The following is an 18,055-nucleotide window of genomic DNA, read 5'->3' on the forward strand; positions in this document are numbered from 1 at the left end:
TGACGGAGGAGGAGTACGTGCAGGTCATCGGTGACCGTGGGGTCGGTCACCGTGCGGGTGGGGTGTCGGCGCCGCGTGGGTGGAGTGTCGGAGCCGCGCGAGGTTCGCGGCGGACAGCGGTGACAAGCCCTCTGTGTATGGCCAGTTGAGGCCCGCGCGCTTATCGTGCGGGCGGCTTCCGGAGAGGCGGGTGTACGGATGCGGGTCGTGCGGCACCGTGATCGGCGCAGGCGGGCGAGGTGGCGGCGGGGCCTGTGGGGCGCGGGTGAGGCGCTGGTCACCCTCGGGGTGGTGGTCATGCTGCTCGTCGTGCATCAGGTGTGGTGGACGAACCGGGAGGCGCGGCAGGGGGCCGCGCGGAAGGTGGAGGCCATGGAGAGGGAGTGGGGCGGCGGATTCGGGGCGGCCCCCGCGGCCACGCCCGGGGGTGCGTCAGCCGATTCCGCTCCGTCCGCGTCCGGAGGGTCCGACGGGTCCGATGGGTCCGACGGGTCCGGCGGGTCCGGTGGTCACGAGCGGGCGGTGCGGCGGCAGCGGTCGTCGTACGGCTCCGCCACCCTCGTCTCCGACCGGCCCCGTGACTCCCAGGCGTACGCCGTCCTCACCGTCCCCCGGCTGAACCTGCGCGTCCCCGTCGCCGAGGGCGTGAGCAAGGCGAACGTGCTCGACAAGGGGTACGTCGGGCACTATCCCGGCACCCAACAGCCCGGCCAGGCCGGGAACTTCGCGCTCGCCGGGCACCGGAACACCCGCGGCGAGCCCTTCCGGTACCTGCCCAGACTCCGCCTCAAGGACGTCATCCAGGTCGAGACGCAGGGGGCGGTGTACGTGTACGCGGTGGACCGGATCCTGCCGCAGACCTCCGCCCGGGACTCCGGGGTCGTACGGCCCGTGCCGCACTCGATCGTCAGGCCGGGTACGGGTACGACGAGCCGGGCTACTACATCACCCTGACCACCTGCACGCCGGAGTTCACCTCGCGGTACCGGATGGTGGTGTGGGGGAAGCTCGTGTCGATGCGGCCCCGGGGGTGAGGGTAGGGCCGGTCCGCACACCCTCCTGAACACCTTCCTGACGAATCCTCCGCGTGGGGAACCTTCGTGCCTGTCGTGGTCGTTGTCATGGTGCCGGGCACGGGACTCGATCCCGATCCGGGCCGTCCAGAGGTAGAGAGTAGAGAGCGGAAACGCAGGTCAGCGGGGAGAGGGGGAGCCATGGTGGGCATGCGCAGTCGTGCCGGCGCGGTGCGTCCCATCGCCCTGCTGCTCGTCCTGGTGAACCTGCTGCTGCTCCAGGCCGCGCTCCTCGACACCGGCAGCCTCTCCACCACCGTCGCGCTCGCCGCGACCGCCGCCGCCGGATCCGCGCTCACCGCCTGCTCCCTCCTCGCCGCCCGCAGCGCCCCCGCCGTCCCGCCCACCCGCGTCCGTACGGCGATACGCGACCGGGCCCGTCGTACGGCCTTCCTACCCCAGCGTGACCCCGACGCCCCGGGACGCCGCAGACCCCGGGCACCCGGACACGCCCTCGCGACGACCCGCGCGTAGGGCGACGGCCACCGGCCTTCTTCACGCTCACCCTTCACGCTTCACCCTTGACCTGACCCCCGCGCGGGTCGTCGTGCCGCCATGCCGCCACGCCGTTTCCGGTCCGGCACGTACGACGACACACACCCCGCCACGGAGGGTCCACCCTTGTCCGTCTTCGCCCACCTCGTCGAGCAGCTCGCCGACCTGCTCACTCCGCTCTTCCACGCGTCAGCGGCGGCTGCCGCGATCATCCTGTTCACCGCGCTCGTACGACTGCTCGTGCATCCCCTGTCCCGGGCCGCCGCCCGCGGCCAGCGCGCCCGGACCCAGCTCCAGCCGAAGATCGCCGAACTGCGCAAGAAGCACGCCAAGAATCCCGAGCGGCTGCAGAAGGCGGTGATGGAACTGCACGCCGAGGAGAAGGTCTCGCCCCTCTCCGGCTGCCTGCCCAGCCTGCTCCAGATGCCCGCCTTCTTCCTCCTCTACCACCTCTTCTCCAACACCTCGATCGGCGGTGAGGCCAACGAACTGCTCACACACTCGCTGTTCGCGGCACCTCTCGGTGGCCGCTGGAGCGACGCCCTCGCCGGCGACGGCGTCTTCGGCGCCGCCGGGCTCGTCTACGTCGCGCTCTTCGCCCTCGTCGCGGCGGTCGCCACCTTCAACTTCCGGCGCACCAAGCGGCTGATGGCGGCGAATCCGGCCGCCCTCGGCGCCGTCTCCGGCACGGGAGCCGGCGCGGGAGTCGGCACGGGAGTCGGCACGCGGGACGGGGAGCGGGTGCCGGGGCTCGGCGCGGTCAACAAGGTCATGCCGTTCATGTCCTTCTTCACGCTCGTCACCGTCGCGGTGGTGCCGCTCGCGGCGGCCCTGTACGTCGTCACCAGCACGGCGTGGAGCGCGGTGGAACGGGCCGTGCTCTACCGCTGACCGAAGGTCCGCCGCGGCACGGAGCTACGGCCCGCTACGGTCCAGTACGTGAACAGGGTCTTGCGGAGTGGAAGGCGGACTTGGAGGATCGACCAGTCCTCTGATGGCTGCACCCATCGGCCGGGCGCCCCGCGATCGAGGGAGATGGTGACCATGAAGCTGCTGCGAGTCGGTACGGCCGGAGCGGAGCGCCCCGCGCTGCTCGACGCCGAGGGGACCCTGCGCGACCTGTCGGGCGTCGTGGATGACATCGACGGGGCGCTGCTCGCCGACGCCGCCGCGCTCGGCCGGGTACGGGCGGCGGCCGAGTCCGGCGAGCTGCCCGCGCTGGACGCGGACGGGCTCAGGATCGGACCACCGCTCGGCCGGATCGGCAAGATCGTGTGCATCGGGCTCAACTACCACGACCACGCTCGCGAGACCGGGGCCGAGCCGCCCGCCGAGCCGGTCGTCTTCCTCAAGGCCCCGGACACGGTCGTCGGGCCGCACGACACCGTGCTCGTGCCGCGCGCGTCCGTCAAGACCGACTGGGAGGTGGAGCTGGCCGTCGTCATCGGGTGCACGGCCCGCTACCTGGAATCCCGGGAGGAGGCGCTCGCGCACGTCGCCGGGTACGCCGTCGCGCACGACGTGTCCGAGCGGGAGTTCCAGATCGAGCGGAGCGGGACGTGGGACAAGGGGAAGAACTGCGAGACGTTCAACCCGCTGGGGCCCTGGCTCGTGACGGCCGACGAGGTGGCCGACCCGCAGAACCTGTCGCTGAAGCTGTGGGTCAACGGTGAGCTGAAGCAGGACGGGAGCACGGCCGAGCAGATCTTTCCCGTGGCGGAAGTCGTGCGGTACGTCAGTCAGTTCATGACGCTGTACCCCGGGGACGTCATCAACACGGGGACGCCCGCGGGGGTGGCGATGGGGCAGGCGGAGCCGAAGCCGTATCTGCGGGCCGGGGATGTGGTCGAGCTGGAGGTCGAGGGGCTGGGTCGGCAGAGGCAGGAGTTCAAGTCCGCCTGAGGGGTGGGGGGCTGCGGGTTTACGCTGCGGCCTCGGCCTCGGCCTCGGCTGCGGCTGCGGGTTCGGTGTGGTTGATCGCGCGGGTCCGCCGCGCGGTTCCCCGCGCCCCTCAGGGGCGGTTACGCCGCCAGGAGGGAGGCCAGCCTGCGCCAGCCCTCGCGTGGCAGGCCCTCGCGGGAGCCGGGGGTGATGAGCTGGAGGGCCACGTGGTCGGCGCCCGCGGCGTGGAAGGCGTCGACGCGGGCGCGGATGGTGGAGTCGTCACCCCAGGCGAAGAAGGTGTCGATCAGGCGGTCGCTGCCGCCGTCCTTGAAGTCGTCCTCGGTGAAGCCCAGACGGAGCCAGGTGTTGGTGTAGTTGGGGAGGGCGAGGTACATGGCGAGGGTGTCGCGGGCGGCGGTGCGGGCGCGGTTCGGGTCGGTCTCCAGGACGACCTTGAACTCCGGGGCCAGCAGCGCGCCGGCGCCGAGGATCTCGCGGGCCTGGGCCGTGTGCTCGGGGGTGACCAGGTACGGGATGGCGCCGGCCGCGCGGGTGCCGGCGAGGTCCAGGGTCTTCGGGCCGAGCGCGGCCAGCACACGGCGGTGCGCGGGCACCCCCGCCTCGTCCAGGGCGTCGAGGTAGGCGACGAGGGCCGAGTACGGGCGGCGGTACTGGTCGGCGAGCTTGGCGTGGCTGATGCCGAGACCCAGCACGAAGCGGCCGGGGTGGGCCGTGTCGACCTCGGCGAAGGCGGCGGCACTCTCGGCGGCGCCGTACTGCCAGATGCTCTGGATGCTGGTGCCGACGGTGAGCGCCGACGTCGTCTCCAGCAGCGGGACGGCGTGTCGTGCGGCGCTGCTGCCGCCCAGCCAGGCGGCGCCGTAGCCGAGCTCCTCCAGCTCGGCCGCGGCCTCGCCGATCTCGCCGCGCAGGGACGGGTCCTCGGCGCGCAGACCGTGGCTCCAGATGCCGTACCGCCCGACGGACTCCTTGAGAGGGTTCGGGGTGTCGCTCATGGGCTGGGCCTCCTCGGGTCGGCGGGTGCGATGCCGTGACAGATGAGACAGATGAGATAGATGCGGCGGATGTGACGGACGTGACACCGGTGCCAACCGGAGGGTGCCCCGGGTTGATTCCCGGTCGGCTCCCGTCCCCGGTCGGCTTCCGTCTTTGGCCGCCCCCGTCCCCGGTCGGCTCCCGTGCCCGGTCAGGTCCCGTGCCCGGTCAGGTCCCGTGCCTGGTCAGCTCGCCAGGAACCGTTCCAGCGCCTCCACCACCAAGCGGTGGTCCTGCAGCTGGGGCAGGCCGGAGACGGTCACGCTGCCGATGATGCCCACGTTCTCGACGTGGACCGGGAACGAACCGCCGTGTGCCGCGTACACGGCCGGGTCCAGGCGCGAGGACTCCTCGAACGTGGTGCCCTTGGCGCGGAAGCGGGTGCCGACCAGGTAGGAGGCGGCGCCGTAGCGCTCCACCACCCGGCGTTTGCGGGCGATCCAGGCGTCGTTGTCCGGGGTGGAGCCGGGCAGGGCCGCGTGGAAGAGCTGCTGGCCGGCGCGGTGGATGTCGATGGCGACCGGGGCCTGGCGCTTCCGGGCCATCTCGACCAGCAGGGAGCCGAGCGCCCAGGCGTCGTCGTACGTGAACCGCTGGAAGACCAGACGGCGTTCCTGCTCCTCCAGTTCCTCCACGCTCGGGGTGATCTCGGGGGCGGACTTCGGGGTGATCCGGGGCTCGCGCATCAGAGGGTCACCGTCACCTTGTCGCGTGCGGAACGCCGGGCCGCTTCCAGTACGTCGAGTGCGGCGGCCGCCTCCAGGGCGGTCACCGGGTTGGGGCCGTCGCCGGTCAGGGCCGCGGCCACGGCCGCGTAGTAGGCGGGGTAGTCGCCGGGGAGGGTCGGCACGGGACGGCCGCCGCCGGTCAGCGGGGACTCCCCGGATCCGATACGACCCCAGAGGGCCTCGGGTTCGGCGCCCCACTTGGGGCCGGGCCGCAGGCCTTCCCGCAGGGCCGCCTCCTGCGGGTCGAGGCCGTACTTCACATAGCCCGCCTGCGAGCCGAGCACCCGGAAGCGCGGGCCGAGCTGGGCGGTCGTGGCGGAGACGTAGAGGTGGGAGCGGACGCCGCCGGCGTGGGTGAGGGCGAGGAAGGTGTCGTCGTCCGTCTGCGCGCCGGGGCGGCGGATGTCCGTCTCGGCGTACACCTCGGTGACCGGGCCGAACAGGACCAGGGTCTGGTCGACGACATGGCTGCCGAGGTCGTACAGCAGACCTCCGATCTCTGCCGGGTCCCCGGACTCGCGCCAGCCGCCCTTCGGCTGGGGGCGCCAGCGCTCGAAGCGGGACTCGAAGCGCCGTACGTCGCCCAGTTCGCCCTTCTCCAGCAGGCTGCGCAGAGTCAGGAAGTCGTTGTCCCAGCGGCGGTTCTGGAAGACCGACAGCAGCAGGCCCCGCTCCTCGGCGAGGGCGGCCAGCTCGCGTGCCTCGGCGGCGGTGCCGGCGACCGGCTTGTCGACCACGACCGGCAGACCCGCGTCGAGCGCGGCGGTGGCGAGCGGCACGTGTGTCTTGTTCGGGGACGCGATGACGATCAGGTCCAGCTCGTCGGCGCGGTCGAACAGCTCGTCGGGGGTGCCCGTGAGGCGGACGTCCGGGAACTCGTCGTGGGCCTGCGCCTGCCGCGCGGGATACGAGGTGACGACCGTGTCCAGGGTGAGGCCCTCGGTGGCGGCGATCAGCGGGGCGTGGAAGACGGAGCCTGCGAGGCCGTAGCCGATCAGGCCGACGCGGAGGGGGGTACCAGTCATGCGTCCTACTTTCGCAACGCTGTTGCCAAAGTGCAAGCAGCGGGGAGAATGGGAGTGTGAGCGGGACGACGACGAGCGGGAGCGGACAGGTGGGGAAGCGGGTGGGAGCGCAGGCGGGGCGGAGCGGCCCGGTGGGGGCGAACCTGCTCGCGGTGCGGTCGCACAACACCGCGCTCGTGCTCGATCTGCTGCGCGGCGCCGGCGCGGAGGGGATCAGCCGGCTGGAACTGGCCGAACGGACGGGGCTGACCCCGCAGGCCGTCAGCAAGATCACCGCGCGGCTGCGGGAGGAGGGTTTCGCGGCACAGGCCGGCCGCCGAGCCTCCACCGGAGGCAAGCCGCGCACCGTGCTGCGCCTGGTGCCGGAGGCCGGGCACGCGGTGGGGGTGCACCTGGACCGGGACGAGTTGAGGGTGGTCCTGGCCGATCTCGACGGCACGGTGGTGGGGGAGCGGCGCGGGGCGGTCGGCCTGCGGGGTGGCGCACAGGCCGTGCTGCGCTCCGTCGCCGGGGAGGTGAGCGGGCTGGTCGGGGAGGTCCTGGGGGGCGGGGGCGAGCGGGGGCTCGCCGGTGTGGGGTCCCTGCTCGGGGTGGGCGTGGCGTTGCCCGGCCCGCTCGATCACACCCGAGGGGTGCTGCACCGGGTCACCGGGTTCCCGGAGTGGGAGGGGTTCGGGCTGCGGGACGCGCTCGCCGGGCGGCTCGGGGTGCCGGTCGTGGTGGACAAGGACACGAACGCGGCGGCGCTCGGGCTGTCGGTACGCGGCGAGGGCGGGTCCTTCGCCTACCTCCACCTCGGTACGGGGCTGGGGGCGGGCCTGGTGATCGACGGCCGCGTGCACAGGGGAGCGCGGACCCGGGCCGGGGAGTTCGGCCACCAGGTGATCCAGCTGGACGGGCCGCTGTGCGGGTGCGGGAACCGGGGGTGCATGGAGGTGCTGTGCCTCGCCGCCGTCGCGCGGGGGCGGGCCGAGGAGGCGGCGCGGGTGCTGGGCGAAGGCGCCGGGAACCTGGTGGGCCTGCTGGACATCGACCTCGTCCTGCTCGGCGGCCGTACGATCGCCTCGGCTCCGGACACCTACGTCCACGGAGTCTCCGAGATCCTCGCGTCCCGGGCCCACCGGGAGGGGACACTCGGCGCGGCGGTCCCCGTACGCCTGGCACCGGGCGGCGACCGGGGAGTCGCCGAGGGCGCCGCCCAACTCCTCCTGGCCCCCCTGTTCGGCCACTCGACCGACTGACCCCCCGTCGACCGTCAGAACCGCCAAGCCCCCGCAACCCCTCCCGTACCCCCCGCGCCCCCCACAACCCCCTGCACCCCCCACAACCCCCTGCACCCCCCGAGAAGATTTTCCGCTGATCGAGCGGACTTGGACCCGCCTACGGAGTGGCACCCGCCGCCAACCACCCCACCCGCCAGGGTTATGTGTTTATGCGATTGCCCCCGCCCTCACCTTCGCCCCCACCCCCACCTCCACCCCCGCCCCCGCCCCTGTTCCCCCTCACCCTCTGCCTCGCCGCAGCCGCCGCCCTCACCCCCCTCTCCCCGGCCCTCGCCCACGCGGCCACCTCCTCCTGCGCCGCATCCGGCGACCGCGCCTTCCCCCTGACCACCACCATCCGCGGCGGCCTCGCCTCCTACGAGCCCGGCGAGGACCGCGGCACCTGGTACATCGACCTCACGAACACCACCCGGCAGACCTGCACCGACGTCCACCCGGTCGTCGTCCTCGTCGACGACAAACGCACCCTGAAACCCTCGCAGCCCAGGCTGGACTTCTACGACGGCTCGCACGCCAAGCCCGTCCACTTCGAGAGCACCGACGAGCAGGAGCTGGTCGGCGTGCTGGACGCGGCCGGGTTCGCGGGGTTCACCGTGGCGCCCGGCAAGACCGTCACCGTCAAGGTGAGGTTCTCCCTCACCTCCGACACCGCCTCCGACCGCATCACCGCCAACGCCGCCGTCATCCAGCGCCGCGGCCAGGACGGCGACTGGATCGGCGAGTCCAACGACTACCGGTTCGGCGTCGGCGACGACCAGGACGTACAGGGGAGCGGGGACACCGGGACGACGGAGGAACCGAACGGGTCCGAGACCTCGGACAGCGCACAGGCCTCGGACGGCACGCAGATCGCCGGCGGCGCACAGGCCTCGGACGGCACGCGGAAGGCGGACGGTACGGCGACCGGTTCGACCCACACCCCCTCCGGCACCCCCTCTGACACCCCCTCCGGCACCTCCTCCAGTGACCCGTCCGGCAGGACCAGCTCCGCCCCCGCCCCCGACTCCCCCTCGAACCCCACCTCCACCCTCCCTCTCGCCGGCGACGCCCAGGAAGCCGGCGAGCGCGCCCGCGAACTCGCCCGTACCGGAGCCGAACTCGCACGCGGTCTCCTCATGACCGCCGCCGTCCTCCTCGCCGTCGGCGGCACCGCCCTCCTCCTGACCCGCAGATATCGCTGACCGCAGATATCGCTGACCTGCAAACATCGCTGACCGCAGACATCGTTGACCTGCAAACATCGCTGGCCCGCAGGCATCACTGTCCAGCGCTCTGACCAGCCCATTGACCCGCACTCCGCCCCCACCACGCCCCCCACCGCGCCCCCCACCCACGCCGCCCGCTCCGCACCCCGTCCGTCCCAACTCCGCCCCAGCCTCCCCTCATCTGCGACGATCACTTGCGTGGACTACCCGAACGACCAGGCCCCCGGCGCCCCCATCCGCTCCGGCATTCCCGAGCACGGGCGCATCCCGAAGTACTACGCGGTGAAGGCGCGACTCGCCGCGCAGCTGGAGGAGTTGGGGGAGGGCGGCCTCATCCCGACCGAGCGGGACCTCGCCGAGCGGTACGACGTGGCCCGTGAGACCGTGCGGCAGGCCGTGCGGGAACTGGTGCTGGAGGGGCGCCTGCAGCGGAAGGGCCGGGGCACCGTCGTCGCCGGGCCCAAGCTGGCCCAGCCGCTGTCGCTCGCGAGCTACACAGAGGGGGTGCGCAGGCAGGGCCGTACGCCCGGTCGTAACCTCGTCACCCTCGACAGCTTCCCGTGCCCCGCGCCCCTCGCCGCCGAGACCGGCCTCACCCGGGGCGAACCCGTCTGGCACCTGGAGCGCGTGCTGCTCGCCGACGACGAGCGGGTCGGCCTGGAGACCACGTACGTCGCCGTCGAGCGGGTGCCGGGCCTGGAGCGGGACTTCGACCCCGACTCCTCCTTCTACGCCTATCTGCAGGCCCAGGGCATCGCCTTCGGTGACGCCGACGAGCGCATCGAGACCGTGCTGGCCACCCCGCGCGAGGCCCTGCTCATCGGCACCCCGCCCGCCCTGCCGATGCTGCTGATCCACCGCATCTCCCGGGACACGGAGGGCCGGCCGCTGGAGCGGGTGCGCTCCCTGTACCGGGGTGACCGGTTCTCGTTCACCACGCACCTCCAGGGCTGAGGGCCGAGGGTCGCGGGCTGAGGGCCGGAGGCTGAGGGCCGGGGGACACAACGCCCAGCTCAGACGGCACACCCGGGGTTCATAACGGTCTTTATCGACCCATTAACCCCCTCCGGAGTGTCACGAAAAGATAACGGGTCTAGCCCAAACGTGACGGGTCGTTCACCCTCTCGTTGCTATCCGGACCCTTCCGGTTACCCGGCCCCGAGGAGTGTTTGAGCCGTGAGAGTGACAATCGTTGGAGCAGGCGTCGTCGGCACGATGCACGCCTGGCATGCAGTGGAACGTGGCCACCAGGTCGTACAGATCGAGCGCGAGGCGGAGGCTCGTGGCGCATCGCTGCGCAACTTCGGCCAGATCTGGGTCAGCGGACGTGCGGGCGGGGAAGAGCTGGACACCGCGCTGCGAGCGCGGGAGCTGTGGGAGGGGATCGGCGCGCGGGTGCCCGCGCTCGGGTTCCGGGCCAACGGCTCCCTGACCCCGGTCCGCGGTGACCTGGAGCTGGCCGTCGCCGAGGCCGCCGTGGCCCGCCCCGACGCCGCCTCCCGCGGCTACAAGCTGCTGACCCCCAGCGAGGCGCGGGCGATCAACCCCGCCCTGCGCGGCGAGTTCACCGCCGCCCTCTACTGCGAGCGCGACGCCGCCGTGGAGCCGCGCACCGCCCAGCGCGCCCTGCGCGCCGAGCTGCTGAAGTCCCCGAACTACACCTTCCTGCCGGGCCGTGAGGTGCGCGAGGTGGTCGGTACCGCGAGCGTGCGCGACGACCACGGCGACGTGCACCACGCCGACGCCGTCGTGCTGTGCACCGGCGCCTGGCTCGGCGGACTCGTCCGCGAGCTGGCCGGGCCCGACCTGCCCGTGCGCCGCGTCCGCCTGCAGATGATGCAGACCGACCCGTTGGGCGAGCCGCTCACCACCTCGGTCGCGGACGCCGACAGCTTCCGGTACTACCCGGCCTACGCCTCCGCCGAGCTGGACGCGCTCAACGCCGGCCAGCCGCAGGCGCAGACCGCCGCCGACCACAAGATGCAGCTGCTCATGGTGCAGCGCGCCGACGGCGGACTGACCATCGGCGACACCCACGAGTACGAGCACCCCTTCGCCTTCGACACCCTTGAGGACCCCTACGAGCACCTCACCGAGGTCGTCGAGTCCCTCCTGGGCCGCCCGCTGCCGAAGATCCGCCGCCGCTGGGCCGGTGTGTACGCGCAGTGCTCCGACAAGAGCCGGGTCGTGCACCGCCAGCAGGTCGGCGACGGCGTATGGCTGGTCACCGGGCCCGGCGGGCGCGGCATGACCTGCTCGCCCGCGATAGCCGAAACCACCGCGAACGAACTGGGCTGGTGAGAGAGTTGACCACCGACATCCGCGACATCCGCGACACCCGCGACCCCCGAGACACCGGCGACACCCGCGACATCCGTCTCGTCGTCCTCGACATGGCGGGCACCACCGTCGCCGACGGCGGCCTCGTCGAGCGCGCCTTCGAGGCGGCCGCCACCGAGCTGGGCGTCGAGCCCGGCTCCGCCGACCACACCGAGAAGCTGGACTACGTCCGCGCCACCATGGGCGAGTCCAAGATCTCCGTCTTCCGGCACCTGTTCGGCGACGAGGACCTCGCCCAGCGCGCCAACACCGCGTTCGAGAAGGCGTACGGCGACCTCGTCGACGCCGGGCTCATCGCCCCGGTCCCCGGTGCCCGCGAGGCCATCGAGGAACTGATCGCCGACGGCCGTACCGTCGTCCTGACCACCGGCTTCGCCCGGGTCACCCAGGACGCCATCCTGGCCGCGCTCGGCTGGCAGGACCTCGTCCCGCTCACCCTGTGCCCGGCCGACGCCGGCGGGCGCGGGCGGCCGTACCCGGACATGGTCCTGGAGGCCTTCGTGCGGACCAAGGCCGCCGAGGACGTCCGGCAGGTCGCCGTCGTCGGCGACACCTCCTACGACGTGCTCAGCGGCGTACGCGCCGGAGCGGGCGTCGTCATCGGTGTCCGCACCGGCGCCCACGACGACGCCGCCTTCGAGAAGGCGGGCGCCACCCACGTCCTGGACTCCGTCGCCGCCCTGCCCGCCCTGCTCACGGGAGCCCGGTGAGATGGGCATCCGCTTCGACTCCGTCACGGTCGCCTACGACGGCAACGTCGTCCTCGACTCGCTCGACCTGACCGTCGAGCCCGGCGAGGTCATGGCGCTCCTCGGGCCGTCCGGATCCGGCAAGACCACCGCGCTGCGGGCGGTCGCCGGGTTCGTACGGCCCGCCTCCGGGCGCGTGTTCCTCGGCGACCGGGACGTGACGGACCTGCCGCCGCACCAGCGCGGCATCGGCATGGTCGTCCAGCAGTACGCCCTCTTCCCGCACCTGCGGGTGGACGAGAACGTGGCCTTCGGACTGAAGGCCCGCAAGACCCCCAAGGGCGAGATACGGCAGCGGGTCGCCGAGGCGCTGGAGATGACCGGCATGGCCGCCTACGCCCGCCGCCACCCCCGGGAGCTGTCCGGCGGCCAGCAGCAGCGCATCGCCATCGCCCGCGCGCTCGCCATCCGGCCGGACGTGCTGCTCCTGGACGAGCCGCTGTCCGCCCTGGACGCCCAGCTGCGCTCCGGGATGCTGGCCGAACTGGCCCGGCTGCACCGCGAGTTGCCGGACGTCTCGATGCTGTACGTCACCCACGACCAGGTCGAGGCCCTCACGCTCGCCGACCGGATCGCGGTGATGGACAAGGCGCGGCTGCAGGCCTGCGGGACACCGCGGGAGCTGTACCGCTCCCCGGCCAACGAGTTCACCGCGTCCTTCGTGGGCGGCGCGAACCTCGTCCCGGTGACCGTCGGCGAGGGCTGCGTCTCCTTCGAGGGCACCGAGCTGAAGGTCGACACCGACGGGGTGCTCGCCGGGGCGCAGGCCACGCTGTGCGTACGGCCGCACCTGGTCGGGCTCGGCGAGGGCCCCAACCGGATCGTCGGCACCGTCACCGAGATCCAGTGGCGCGGCGCCACGCACCGGCTGTACGTCGACGTCGACGGGCACCGGGTCATGGCGGACCTGCTGGAGCTGAAGAACCCGCCGTGGCTCGGCGACGAGGTGGCCCTGCACTTCGCCCCCGAGGACGCGGTGCTGCTGCCCGCGGGGGTGGGCCGTGGCTGAGGCCGTACAGGGCGCGCGGGCCGTCCGGGGCGGGTCGCGCCCGCGCGGCGGCAGCCGCGACGCGAACAGGGCCCCGCGCTCCTTCGGGGCGCTCATGTGGACCCTTCCTCCCATAGCCCTCCTCGCCCTCTTCTTCCTCTACCCCCTCGCCCTCGTCGTCCAGCAGTCCTTCCAGCCGGACAGCGGCGGCACCTCCCTGCAGCCGTACACCGACGTCTTCGCCTCGGAGGCGTTCCGGCACGCGCTGTGGACCACCGTGTGGCTGGCGCTGGCCTCCACCGTGGGGTGCGTGGTCCTCGGGTTCCTGCTGGCGCTGGTCATCGCGTTCGTGCCGTTCCCCGGGGCGAAGGCGGTGGCGCGGTTCATCGACGTGTTCCTGTCCTTCCCGTCCTTTCTGATCACCCTGGCGCTGCTGTTCATCTACGGCACCGTCGGCATGGCCAACGGGCTGTGGACGGACGTCACGGGCGCGGCGAACGGACCCTTCCAGTTCCTGACCACGCCCTGGGGCGTGCTCCTGGCGGAGGTCACCTACTTCACGCCGTTCGTGATGCGGCCGCTGCTCGCCGCCTTCTCCCAGCTGGACACCGCCCAGCTGGAGGCGGCCAGTTCGCTCGGCGCCCGCGCCCCGCGCATCGTGCGGCAGGTGATCCTGCCGGAGGCGCTGCCCGCGCTCGCGGCAGGCGGCAGCCTCGTCCTGGTGCTGTGCCTCAACGAGTTCGGCATCGTGCTGTTCACCGGCGCCAAGGGCGTCACGACCCTGCCGATGCTCGTCTACAGCAAGGCGATCCTCGAGTCCGACTATCCGGGCGCGTGCGTGGTCGCCGTCGTCAACGTCCTGATCTCCGTGGGGCTGTACGGCCTCTACCGGGTGGTGAGCCGTCGTGCTGGTGCATAGCCGCAAGGCCAAGTGGGTCGTGTGGGCCGTGTTCCTGGTCCTCTTCCTGCCCCTGTTCGCCCTGCCCCTCCTGGTCGTCCTGGGTGCCTCCTTCGCCACCCACTGGTCCAGCGTCCTGCCCTCGGGCCTGACCTTCGACCACTACCGCACCGCCACCCGCGGCGAGTCCCTCCAGGCCCTGACCACCAGCCTGGTCACCGCCGTCACCGCGAGCCTGCTCGCGCTGGCCGCCGGCACCTGGGCCGCGCTGGCCGGGGCGGCGCTGAAGAAGCGCTACCGCCGGGTGCTGGACGCGCTGTTCGTCCTGCCGGTGGCCGTGCCGTCGGTCGTCGTCGGACTGTCGGTGCTGGTGGCCTTCTCCAAGCCGCCGATCCTGCTCAACGGCACCCGGTGGATCGTGATCATCGCCCACACCGTGCTGGTCACCGCCTTCGCCTACCAGTCCGTGTCGGCGGCCATCACCCGCCTCGACCCGGCGTACGAACAGGCCGCCGCCTCCCTCGGCGCCCGGCCCGCCTACGTCCTGTGGCGGGTGCGGCTGCCGCTCCTGCTGCCGTCGCTCACCGCCGCGGCCGGCCTCTGCTTCGCCCTGTCCATGGGCGAGCTGAGCGCCACGATGATGCTCTACCCGCCCGACTGGACCCCCCTGCCCGTCCTCATCTACGCGGCCACCGACCGCGGCGCCCTGTTCGCGGGCTCCGCCGTCGCCGTGGTCCTCATGGCGGCGACCCTCCTCGTCCTGTTCGCCGTCTCCCGGATCCGCACCCGCGCCTCCTACCGCTGACCCTGACGCTCCGCTCCTCACCACCCCTTTCGCCGCAAGGAGTTCACCCCGTCATGCCCAGAAACACCCTCAAGCTCGCCATCGCCGTCTGCCTCGTCGCCACCCCGCTGCTGTCCGCCTGCGGCGGCTCCTCCTCCGCCTCCGACGAGAAGGTCGTCACCGTCTACAGCGCCGACGGCCTCAAGGGCGAGAACGGCGACGGCTGGTACGACAAGGTCTTCGCGGACTTCACCAAGCAGACCGGCATCAAGGTCAAGTACGTCGAGGGCGGCTCCGGCGAGATGGTGCAGCGCGCCGTCCGCGAGAAGAACAACCCGCAGGCCGACGTGCTGGTCACCCTGCCGCCGTTCATCCAGCAGGCCGACGGCAAGGGCCTGCTGGAGAAGTACGAGCCGAAGGGCTCCGTGCAGGTCAGCGGCGCCGACAAGGCGCCCGACGGCACCTGGACCGCGGTCGTCAACAACTACTTCGGCTTCATCTACAACAAGAAGGAGCTGAAGCAGGCCCCCACCACCTGGGAGCAGCTCCTCGACGGCTCGTTCAAGAACAAGCTCCAGTACTCCACCCCGGGCGTCGCCGGTGACGGCACGGCCGTCCTGATCAAGGCGATGCACGACTTCGGCGGCAAGGAGCCGGCTCTCGCCTACCTGAAGAAGCTCCAGGCCAACAACGTCGGCCCGTCCGCCTCCACCGGCAAGCTCGCCCCCAAGGTGGACAAGGGTGAACTGCTCGTCGCCAACGGCGATGTGCAGATGAACTACGCGCAGTCCAAGGACATGCCCAACCTTGGTATCTGGTTCCCCGCCGCGAAGGGCGGCAAGCCCACCACGTTCGCCCTGCCGTACGCGGCCGGCCTGGTCACCAAGGCCCCGCACAGCGAGAACGGCAAGAAGCTGCTCGACTTCATGCTCGACCAGAAGCAGCAGCAGGAGGTCAGCGAGATCGGCGGCGGCTTCAGCGCCCGCCAGGACGTCAAGGCCACCGACGCCAACGCCATCGCGCTCACCAAGGTGATGGACGGCGTCGACATCTTCAACCCTGACTGGACCGACATCTCCGACAACCTCGCCACCTACGTCGAGGACTGGAAGTCCGCCACCGGCAGCTGATCCACGCCGACTGCTGACAGCAGTCGATCCGCACCGGCAACTGACAGCGGCTGATCCGCACCGGCAACTGATCCGCGCCGGCAACGCGTCCGGCGTGCGACGCCCCCGGGACCACCGGGGGCGTCGCCATGTCCGCACCCGGGTCAGGACCCGGACCTCCTGACTAGGCTGGGGGCGTCGGTACGCCGTGGTTCCGGCGCCCCTTCTCGACCGTACGCACGCCAGGAGACGCACACATGGCAGACCGCAAGCCCATCGAGTCGTGGCTCACCGACATGGACGGTGTCCTGATCCACGAGGGCGTTCCGATCCCCGGCGCCGACGCCTTCGTGAAGAAGCTGCGCGAGTCCGGACGGCCCTTCCTGGTGCTCACCAACAACTCCATCTACACGGCCCGCGATCTGCACGCCCGGCTGCAGCGGATGGGCCTTGAGGTGCCGGTCGAGAACATCTGGACCTCGGCCCTCGCCACCGCCCAGTTCGTGGACGACCAGCGGCCCGGCGGCACCGCCTACGTCATCGGCGAGGCGGGCCTGACCACCGCCCTGCACGACGTCGGCTACATCCTCACCGACCACGAACCCGACTTCGTGATCCTCGGCGAGACCCGCACCTACTCCTTCGAGGCCCTCACCAAGGCCGTACGCCTCATCAACGGCGGCGCCCGGTTCATCGCCACCAACCCGGACAACGTCGGCCCCTCCACCGAGGGCGACCTGCCCGCCACCGGCTCGGTCGCCGCCCTGATCACCGCCGCGACCGGCAAGAAGCCGTACTTCGTCGGCAAGCCCAACCCGCTGATGATGCGGGCCGGGCTCAATGTGATCGGCGGCCACTCCGAGACCTCCGCGATGATCGGCGACCGCATGGACACCGACGTCCTCGCGGGCCTGGAGGCCGGCATGCGCACCTTCCTGGTGCTGACCGGTGTCACCCAGCCCGAGGACATCGACCGCTACCCCTTCCGCCCCTCCCGGATCGCCGACTCCATCGCGGACCTGGTCGACATGGTCTGAGCCACCCGTATGGAGCAAGCGTGCGCCTCCCGAGGATGCGGAGGCGCACGGTACGGGGGAGCCTCCCAGTATCTGGAGGTTTTCACGATGGGCTCACTTCGCCTCACTCTCTGTACCGGAATCCTCGCCGTCGTCGCGCTCACCCCCGCGGCCCACGCCGCCCATGCGGCGGACGGCGGCACCAACGAAGGCGGAGTCACCATGACCCCGGCCTCCCCGGCCCCGGGCACCGACGTGTCGCTCCGGGTGCGCGGCTGCTCCGGCTCGCAGGGCACCGCCGTCTCGGACGCGTTCGTCTCCGACGCCCGGCTGACCGGCTCCCAGGGCGCCCTGGGCGGCGACACCCGGGTGCGCTCCTCGCTGGAGCCCGGCGCCTACGACGTCAGGGTCAGCTGCGGCGGCTCGTCCTTCACCGAGCGGATCACGGTCGTGAACCGGGCCGACGGCCAGTCCGGGCGGACCCCGGACCAGTCGTCGTCCGACGAACCCGACGCGCTCGCCTCACCCGACGCCCCCGTCCACGCGGGCGGCGGCGGCACCGCCCCGGGCGGCCCCGCGGCCCAGGACGAGGCCGCCGAGCGCGGCGCCGCCCACTTCGCCACGGTGGCCACCACCGGATCCGGGCCCGACACCGCCCAGGCCGTGACGGGCCTGGCGCTCGCCGGATGTGCCGCGGCCGCCGTCGGGGTGCTCAGGGCCCGCCGGAGCCGCGGCACGGAGTGAGGGCCGCGCCGTCATGTCCGACGACCAGGGTTCCCTCACCGGCACCGGGCGTCTGACCAGGGTCCTCGCCTGGGCCGTCCTGCTGCTCGGGCTGTGGCTGTGGGGCCGTGACCTGACCGGCCTTCCCGACGGGCCCACCCGCGGCGACGTGGCCGGCCTCGGCACGTTCCAGCTGCCCGACCCGGCGAAACCGCTGGACACCGCGCTCCCGCGGCGCGTCGACATCCCCGAACTGGGCATCCAGGCCCCGGTGGTGGCCCGCGGCCTCGACTCCCGGGGCGCCATCGACCCGCCGCCCTTCGACCAGCCCGGCGTCGTCGGCTGGTACCGCGGCGGGGTGACACCGGGCGCGACAGGGCCCGCGCTGCTGGTCGGGCACGTCGACACCGAGACCGGGCGCGCCGTCTTCTACCAGCTCAGCACCCTCAAGCCCGGAGAGACGGTCCGCGTGGTCCGCTCCGACGGCAAGGTCGCCGAGTTCACCATCGACGACGTACGGGTCCTGCCCGTCGACCACTTCGACGCCCAGCTCGCCTACGGCCCCCGCGTGCCCGGCCGCGCCGAGCTGCGGCTGATCACCTGCGGCGGCACCTTCGACCGCACCAGCCACACCTACACGGCCAACGTGATCGTCTCGGCCTACCTCACCGGCACCACCCCCTGAGCACCCGCGGGTCC

General features: G+C 72.3%; 18 protein-coding genes and 1 pseudogene. 16 read left to right on the plus strand and 3 right to left on the minus strand.

Going from position 1 to position 18,055, the window contains the following annotated elements; genetic code table 11:
• The first annotated feature begins 198 nt into the window (after positions 1–198).
• The 4 genes and pseudogenes from ACGFYV_RS16425 (at position 199) to ACGFYV_RS16440 (ending at position 3,470) form a co-directional block, all read left to right on the plus strand.
• Positions 199–1,034 (plus strand): annotated as a pseudogene (locus ACGFYV_RS16425) (class E sortase).
• Between the two features lie 189 nt (positions 1,035–1,223).
• The gene (locus ACGFYV_RS16430) at positions 1,224–1,547 is read left to right on the plus strand and encodes a DUF6412 domain-containing protein (RefSeq protein WP_393879057.1); all 324 of its coding nucleotides are present in this window, start codon (positions 1,224–1,226) and stop codon (positions 1,545–1,547) included.
• Positions 1,548–1,694: 147 nt separating this feature from the next.
• Complete coding sequence (locus ACGFYV_RS16435; RefSeq protein ID WP_393879058.1) at positions 1,695–2,459, plus strand: YidC/Oxa1 family membrane protein insertase; 765 nt, start codon at positions 1,695–1,697, stop codon at positions 2,457–2,459.
• Positions 2,460–2,612: 153 nt separating this feature from the next.
• Complete coding sequence (locus tag ACGFYV_RS16440) at positions 2,613–3,470, plus strand: fumarylacetoacetate hydrolase family protein (RefSeq protein ID WP_393879059.1); 858 nt, start codon at positions 2,613–2,615, stop codon at positions 3,468–3,470.
• A 119-nt stretch (positions 3,471–3,589) separates the two neighbouring features.
• Here ACGFYV_RS16440 and ACGFYV_RS16445 read toward each other — a convergent pair whose 3' ends face one another.
• From ACGFYV_RS16445 to ACGFYV_RS16455, 3 genes are all read right to left on the minus strand, one after another.
• Entirely contained in the window at positions 3,590–4,468 is an 879-nt protein-coding gene (locus ACGFYV_RS16445; protein WP_393879060.1) for an LLM class F420-dependent oxidoreductase, read from the minus strand.
• A 225-nt stretch (positions 4,469–4,693) separates the two neighbouring features.
• On the minus strand, positions 4,694–5,194 hold the full coding sequence (locus ACGFYV_RS16450) for a heme-degrading domain-containing protein (RefSeq protein WP_393879061.1): 501 nt from the start codon (positions 5,192–5,194) through the stop codon (positions 4,694–4,696).
• Positions 5,194–6,261 carry a Gfo/Idh/MocA family oxidoreductase gene (locus tag ACGFYV_RS16455; protein WP_393879062.1) on the minus strand — a complete coding sequence of 356 codons (1,068 nt, stop codon included), beginning with the start codon at positions 6,259–6,261 and terminating at the stop codon, positions 5,194–5,196. The genes ACGFYV_RS16450 and ACGFYV_RS16455 overlap by 1 nt, the downstream gene beginning before the upstream one ends.
• Before the next feature lie 89 nt (positions 6,262–6,350).
• Here ACGFYV_RS16455 and ACGFYV_RS16460 point away from each other — a divergent pair, with 89 nt between their 5' ends.
• From ACGFYV_RS16460 to ACGFYV_RS16515, 12 genes are all read left to right on the plus strand, one after another.
• Positions 6,351–7,502 carry an ROK family protein gene (locus ACGFYV_RS16460; protein WP_393879222.1) on the plus strand — a complete coding sequence of 384 codons (1,152 nt, stop codon included), beginning with the start codon at positions 6,351–6,353 and terminating at the stop codon, positions 7,500–7,502.
• A gap of 191 nt (positions 7,503–7,693) precedes the next feature.
• Entirely contained in the window at positions 7,694–8,725 is a 1,032-nt protein-coding gene (locus ACGFYV_RS16465) for a hypothetical protein (protein WP_393879063.1), read from the plus strand.
• Between the two features lie 222 nt (positions 8,726–8,947).
• Positions 8,948–9,703, plus strand: coding sequence for a GntR family transcriptional regulator (locus ACGFYV_RS16470; protein ID WP_393879064.1), 756 nt, complete (start codon positions 8,948–8,950; stop codon positions 9,701–9,703).
• 222 nt (positions 9,704–9,925) lie between these two features.
• Positions 9,926–11,050, plus strand: a complete 1,125-nt coding sequence (locus ACGFYV_RS16475) for a TIGR03364 family FAD-dependent oxidoreductase (RefSeq protein ID WP_393879065.1) — start codon at positions 9,926–9,928, stop codon at positions 11,048–11,050.
• Positions 11,051–11,142: 92 nt separating this feature from the next.
• The gene (locus tag ACGFYV_RS16480; RefSeq protein ID WP_393879223.1) at positions 11,143–11,799 is read left to right on the plus strand and encodes an HAD family hydrolase; all 657 of its coding nucleotides are present in this window, start codon (positions 11,143–11,145) and stop codon (positions 11,797–11,799) included.
• Position 11,800: 1 nt separating this feature from the next.
• Positions 11,801–12,847 (plus strand): ABC transporter ATP-binding protein, encoded by a 1,047-nt coding sequence (locus ACGFYV_RS16485; protein WP_393879066.1) that lies wholly within the window; start codon positions 11,801–11,803, stop codon positions 12,845–12,847.
• A gap of 94 nt (positions 12,848–12,941) precedes the next feature.
• On the plus strand, positions 12,942–13,745 hold the full coding sequence (locus ACGFYV_RS16490; protein WP_393879224.1) for a 2-aminoethylphosphonate ABC transporter permease subunit: 804 nt from the start codon (positions 12,942–12,944) through the stop codon (positions 13,743–13,745).
• A complete protein-coding gene (locus ACGFYV_RS16495) occupies positions 13,732–14,529 on the plus strand; it encodes an ABC transporter permease (RefSeq protein WP_393879067.1) in 798 nt (265 codons plus the stop codon). Before ACGFYV_RS16490 ends, ACGFYV_RS16495 begins: the two co-directional genes overlap by 14 nt.
• A gap of 53 nt (positions 14,530–14,582) precedes the next feature.
• Positions 14,583–15,638 carry a 2-aminoethylphosphonate ABC transporter substrate-binding protein gene (locus tag ACGFYV_RS16500; protein WP_393879068.1) on the plus strand — a complete coding sequence of 352 codons (1,056 nt, stop codon included), beginning with the start codon at positions 14,583–14,585 and terminating at the stop codon, positions 15,636–15,638.
• Positions 15,639–15,874: 236 nt separating this feature from the next.
• Positions 15,875–16,654 carry an HAD-IIA family hydrolase gene (locus ACGFYV_RS16505; RefSeq protein ID WP_393879069.1) on the plus strand — a complete coding sequence of 260 codons (780 nt, stop codon included), beginning with the start codon at positions 15,875–15,877 and terminating at the stop codon, positions 16,652–16,654.
• Between the two features lie 87 nt (positions 16,655–16,741).
• On the plus strand, positions 16,742–17,377 hold the full coding sequence (locus ACGFYV_RS16510; protein WP_393879070.1) for a hypothetical protein: 636 nt from the start codon (positions 16,742–16,744) through the stop codon (positions 17,375–17,377).
• Between the two features lie 13 nt (positions 17,378–17,390).
• The gene (locus ACGFYV_RS16515; RefSeq protein ID WP_393879071.1) at positions 17,391–18,041 is read left to right on the plus strand and encodes a class F sortase; all 651 of its coding nucleotides are present in this window, start codon (positions 17,391–17,393) and stop codon (positions 18,039–18,041) included.
• Positions 18,042–18,055 lie beyond the last annotated feature (14 nt).

This window comes from Streptomyces sp. NPDC048297 (assembly GCF_043201585.1).
Taxonomy (GTDB): Bacteria; Actinomycetota; Actinomycetes; order Streptomycetales; family Streptomycetaceae; genus Streptomyces.

Coding starts and splice junctions, on each gene's coding strand:
- ACGFYV_RS16430 (WP_393879057.1), top strand. CDS start 1,224: ATGCGCAGTCGTGCCGGCGCGGTGCGTCCCATCGCCCTGCTGCTCGTC.
- ACGFYV_RS16440 (WP_393879059.1), top strand. CDS start 2,613: ATGAAGCTGCTGCGAGTCGGTACGGCCGGAGCGGAGCGCCCCGCGCTG.
- ACGFYV_RS16445 (WP_393879060.1), bottom strand. CDS start 4,468: ATGAGCGACACCCCGAACCCTCTCAAGGAGTCCGTCGGGCGGTACGGC.
- ACGFYV_RS16450 (WP_393879061.1), bottom strand. CDS start 5,194: ATGCGCGAGCCCCGGATCACCCCGAAGTCCGCCCCCGAGATCACCCCG.
- ACGFYV_RS16455 (WP_393879062.1), bottom strand. CDS start 6,261: ATGACTGGTACCCCCCTCCGCGTCGGCCTGATCGGCTACGGCCTCGCA.
- ACGFYV_RS16465 (WP_393879063.1), top strand. CDS start 7,694: ATGCGATTGCCCCCGCCCTCACCTTCGCCCCCACCCCCACCTCCACCC.
- ACGFYV_RS16480 (WP_393879223.1), top strand. CDS start 11,143: ATGGCGGGCACCACCGTCGCCGACGGCGGCCTCGTCGAGCGCGCCTTC.
- ACGFYV_RS16485 (WP_393879066.1), top strand. CDS start 11,801: ATGGGCATCCGCTTCGACTCCGTCACGGTCGCCTACGACGGCAACGTC.
- ACGFYV_RS16490 (WP_393879224.1), top strand. CDS start 12,942: ATGTGGACCCTTCCTCCCATAGCCCTCCTCGCCCTCTTCTTCCTCTAC.
- ACGFYV_RS16500 (WP_393879068.1), top strand. CDS start 14,583: ATGCCCAGAAACACCCTCAAGCTCGCCATCGCCGTCTGCCTCGTCGCC.
- ACGFYV_RS16505 (WP_393879069.1), top strand. CDS start 15,875: ATGGCAGACCGCAAGCCCATCGAGTCGTGGCTCACCGACATGGACGGT.
- ACGFYV_RS16510 (WP_393879070.1), top strand. CDS start 16,742: ATGGGCTCACTTCGCCTCACTCTCTGTACCGGAATCCTCGCCGTCGTC.
- ACGFYV_RS16515 (WP_393879071.1), top strand. CDS start 17,391: ATGTCCGACGACCAGGGTTCCCTCACCGGCACCGGGCGTCTGACCAGG.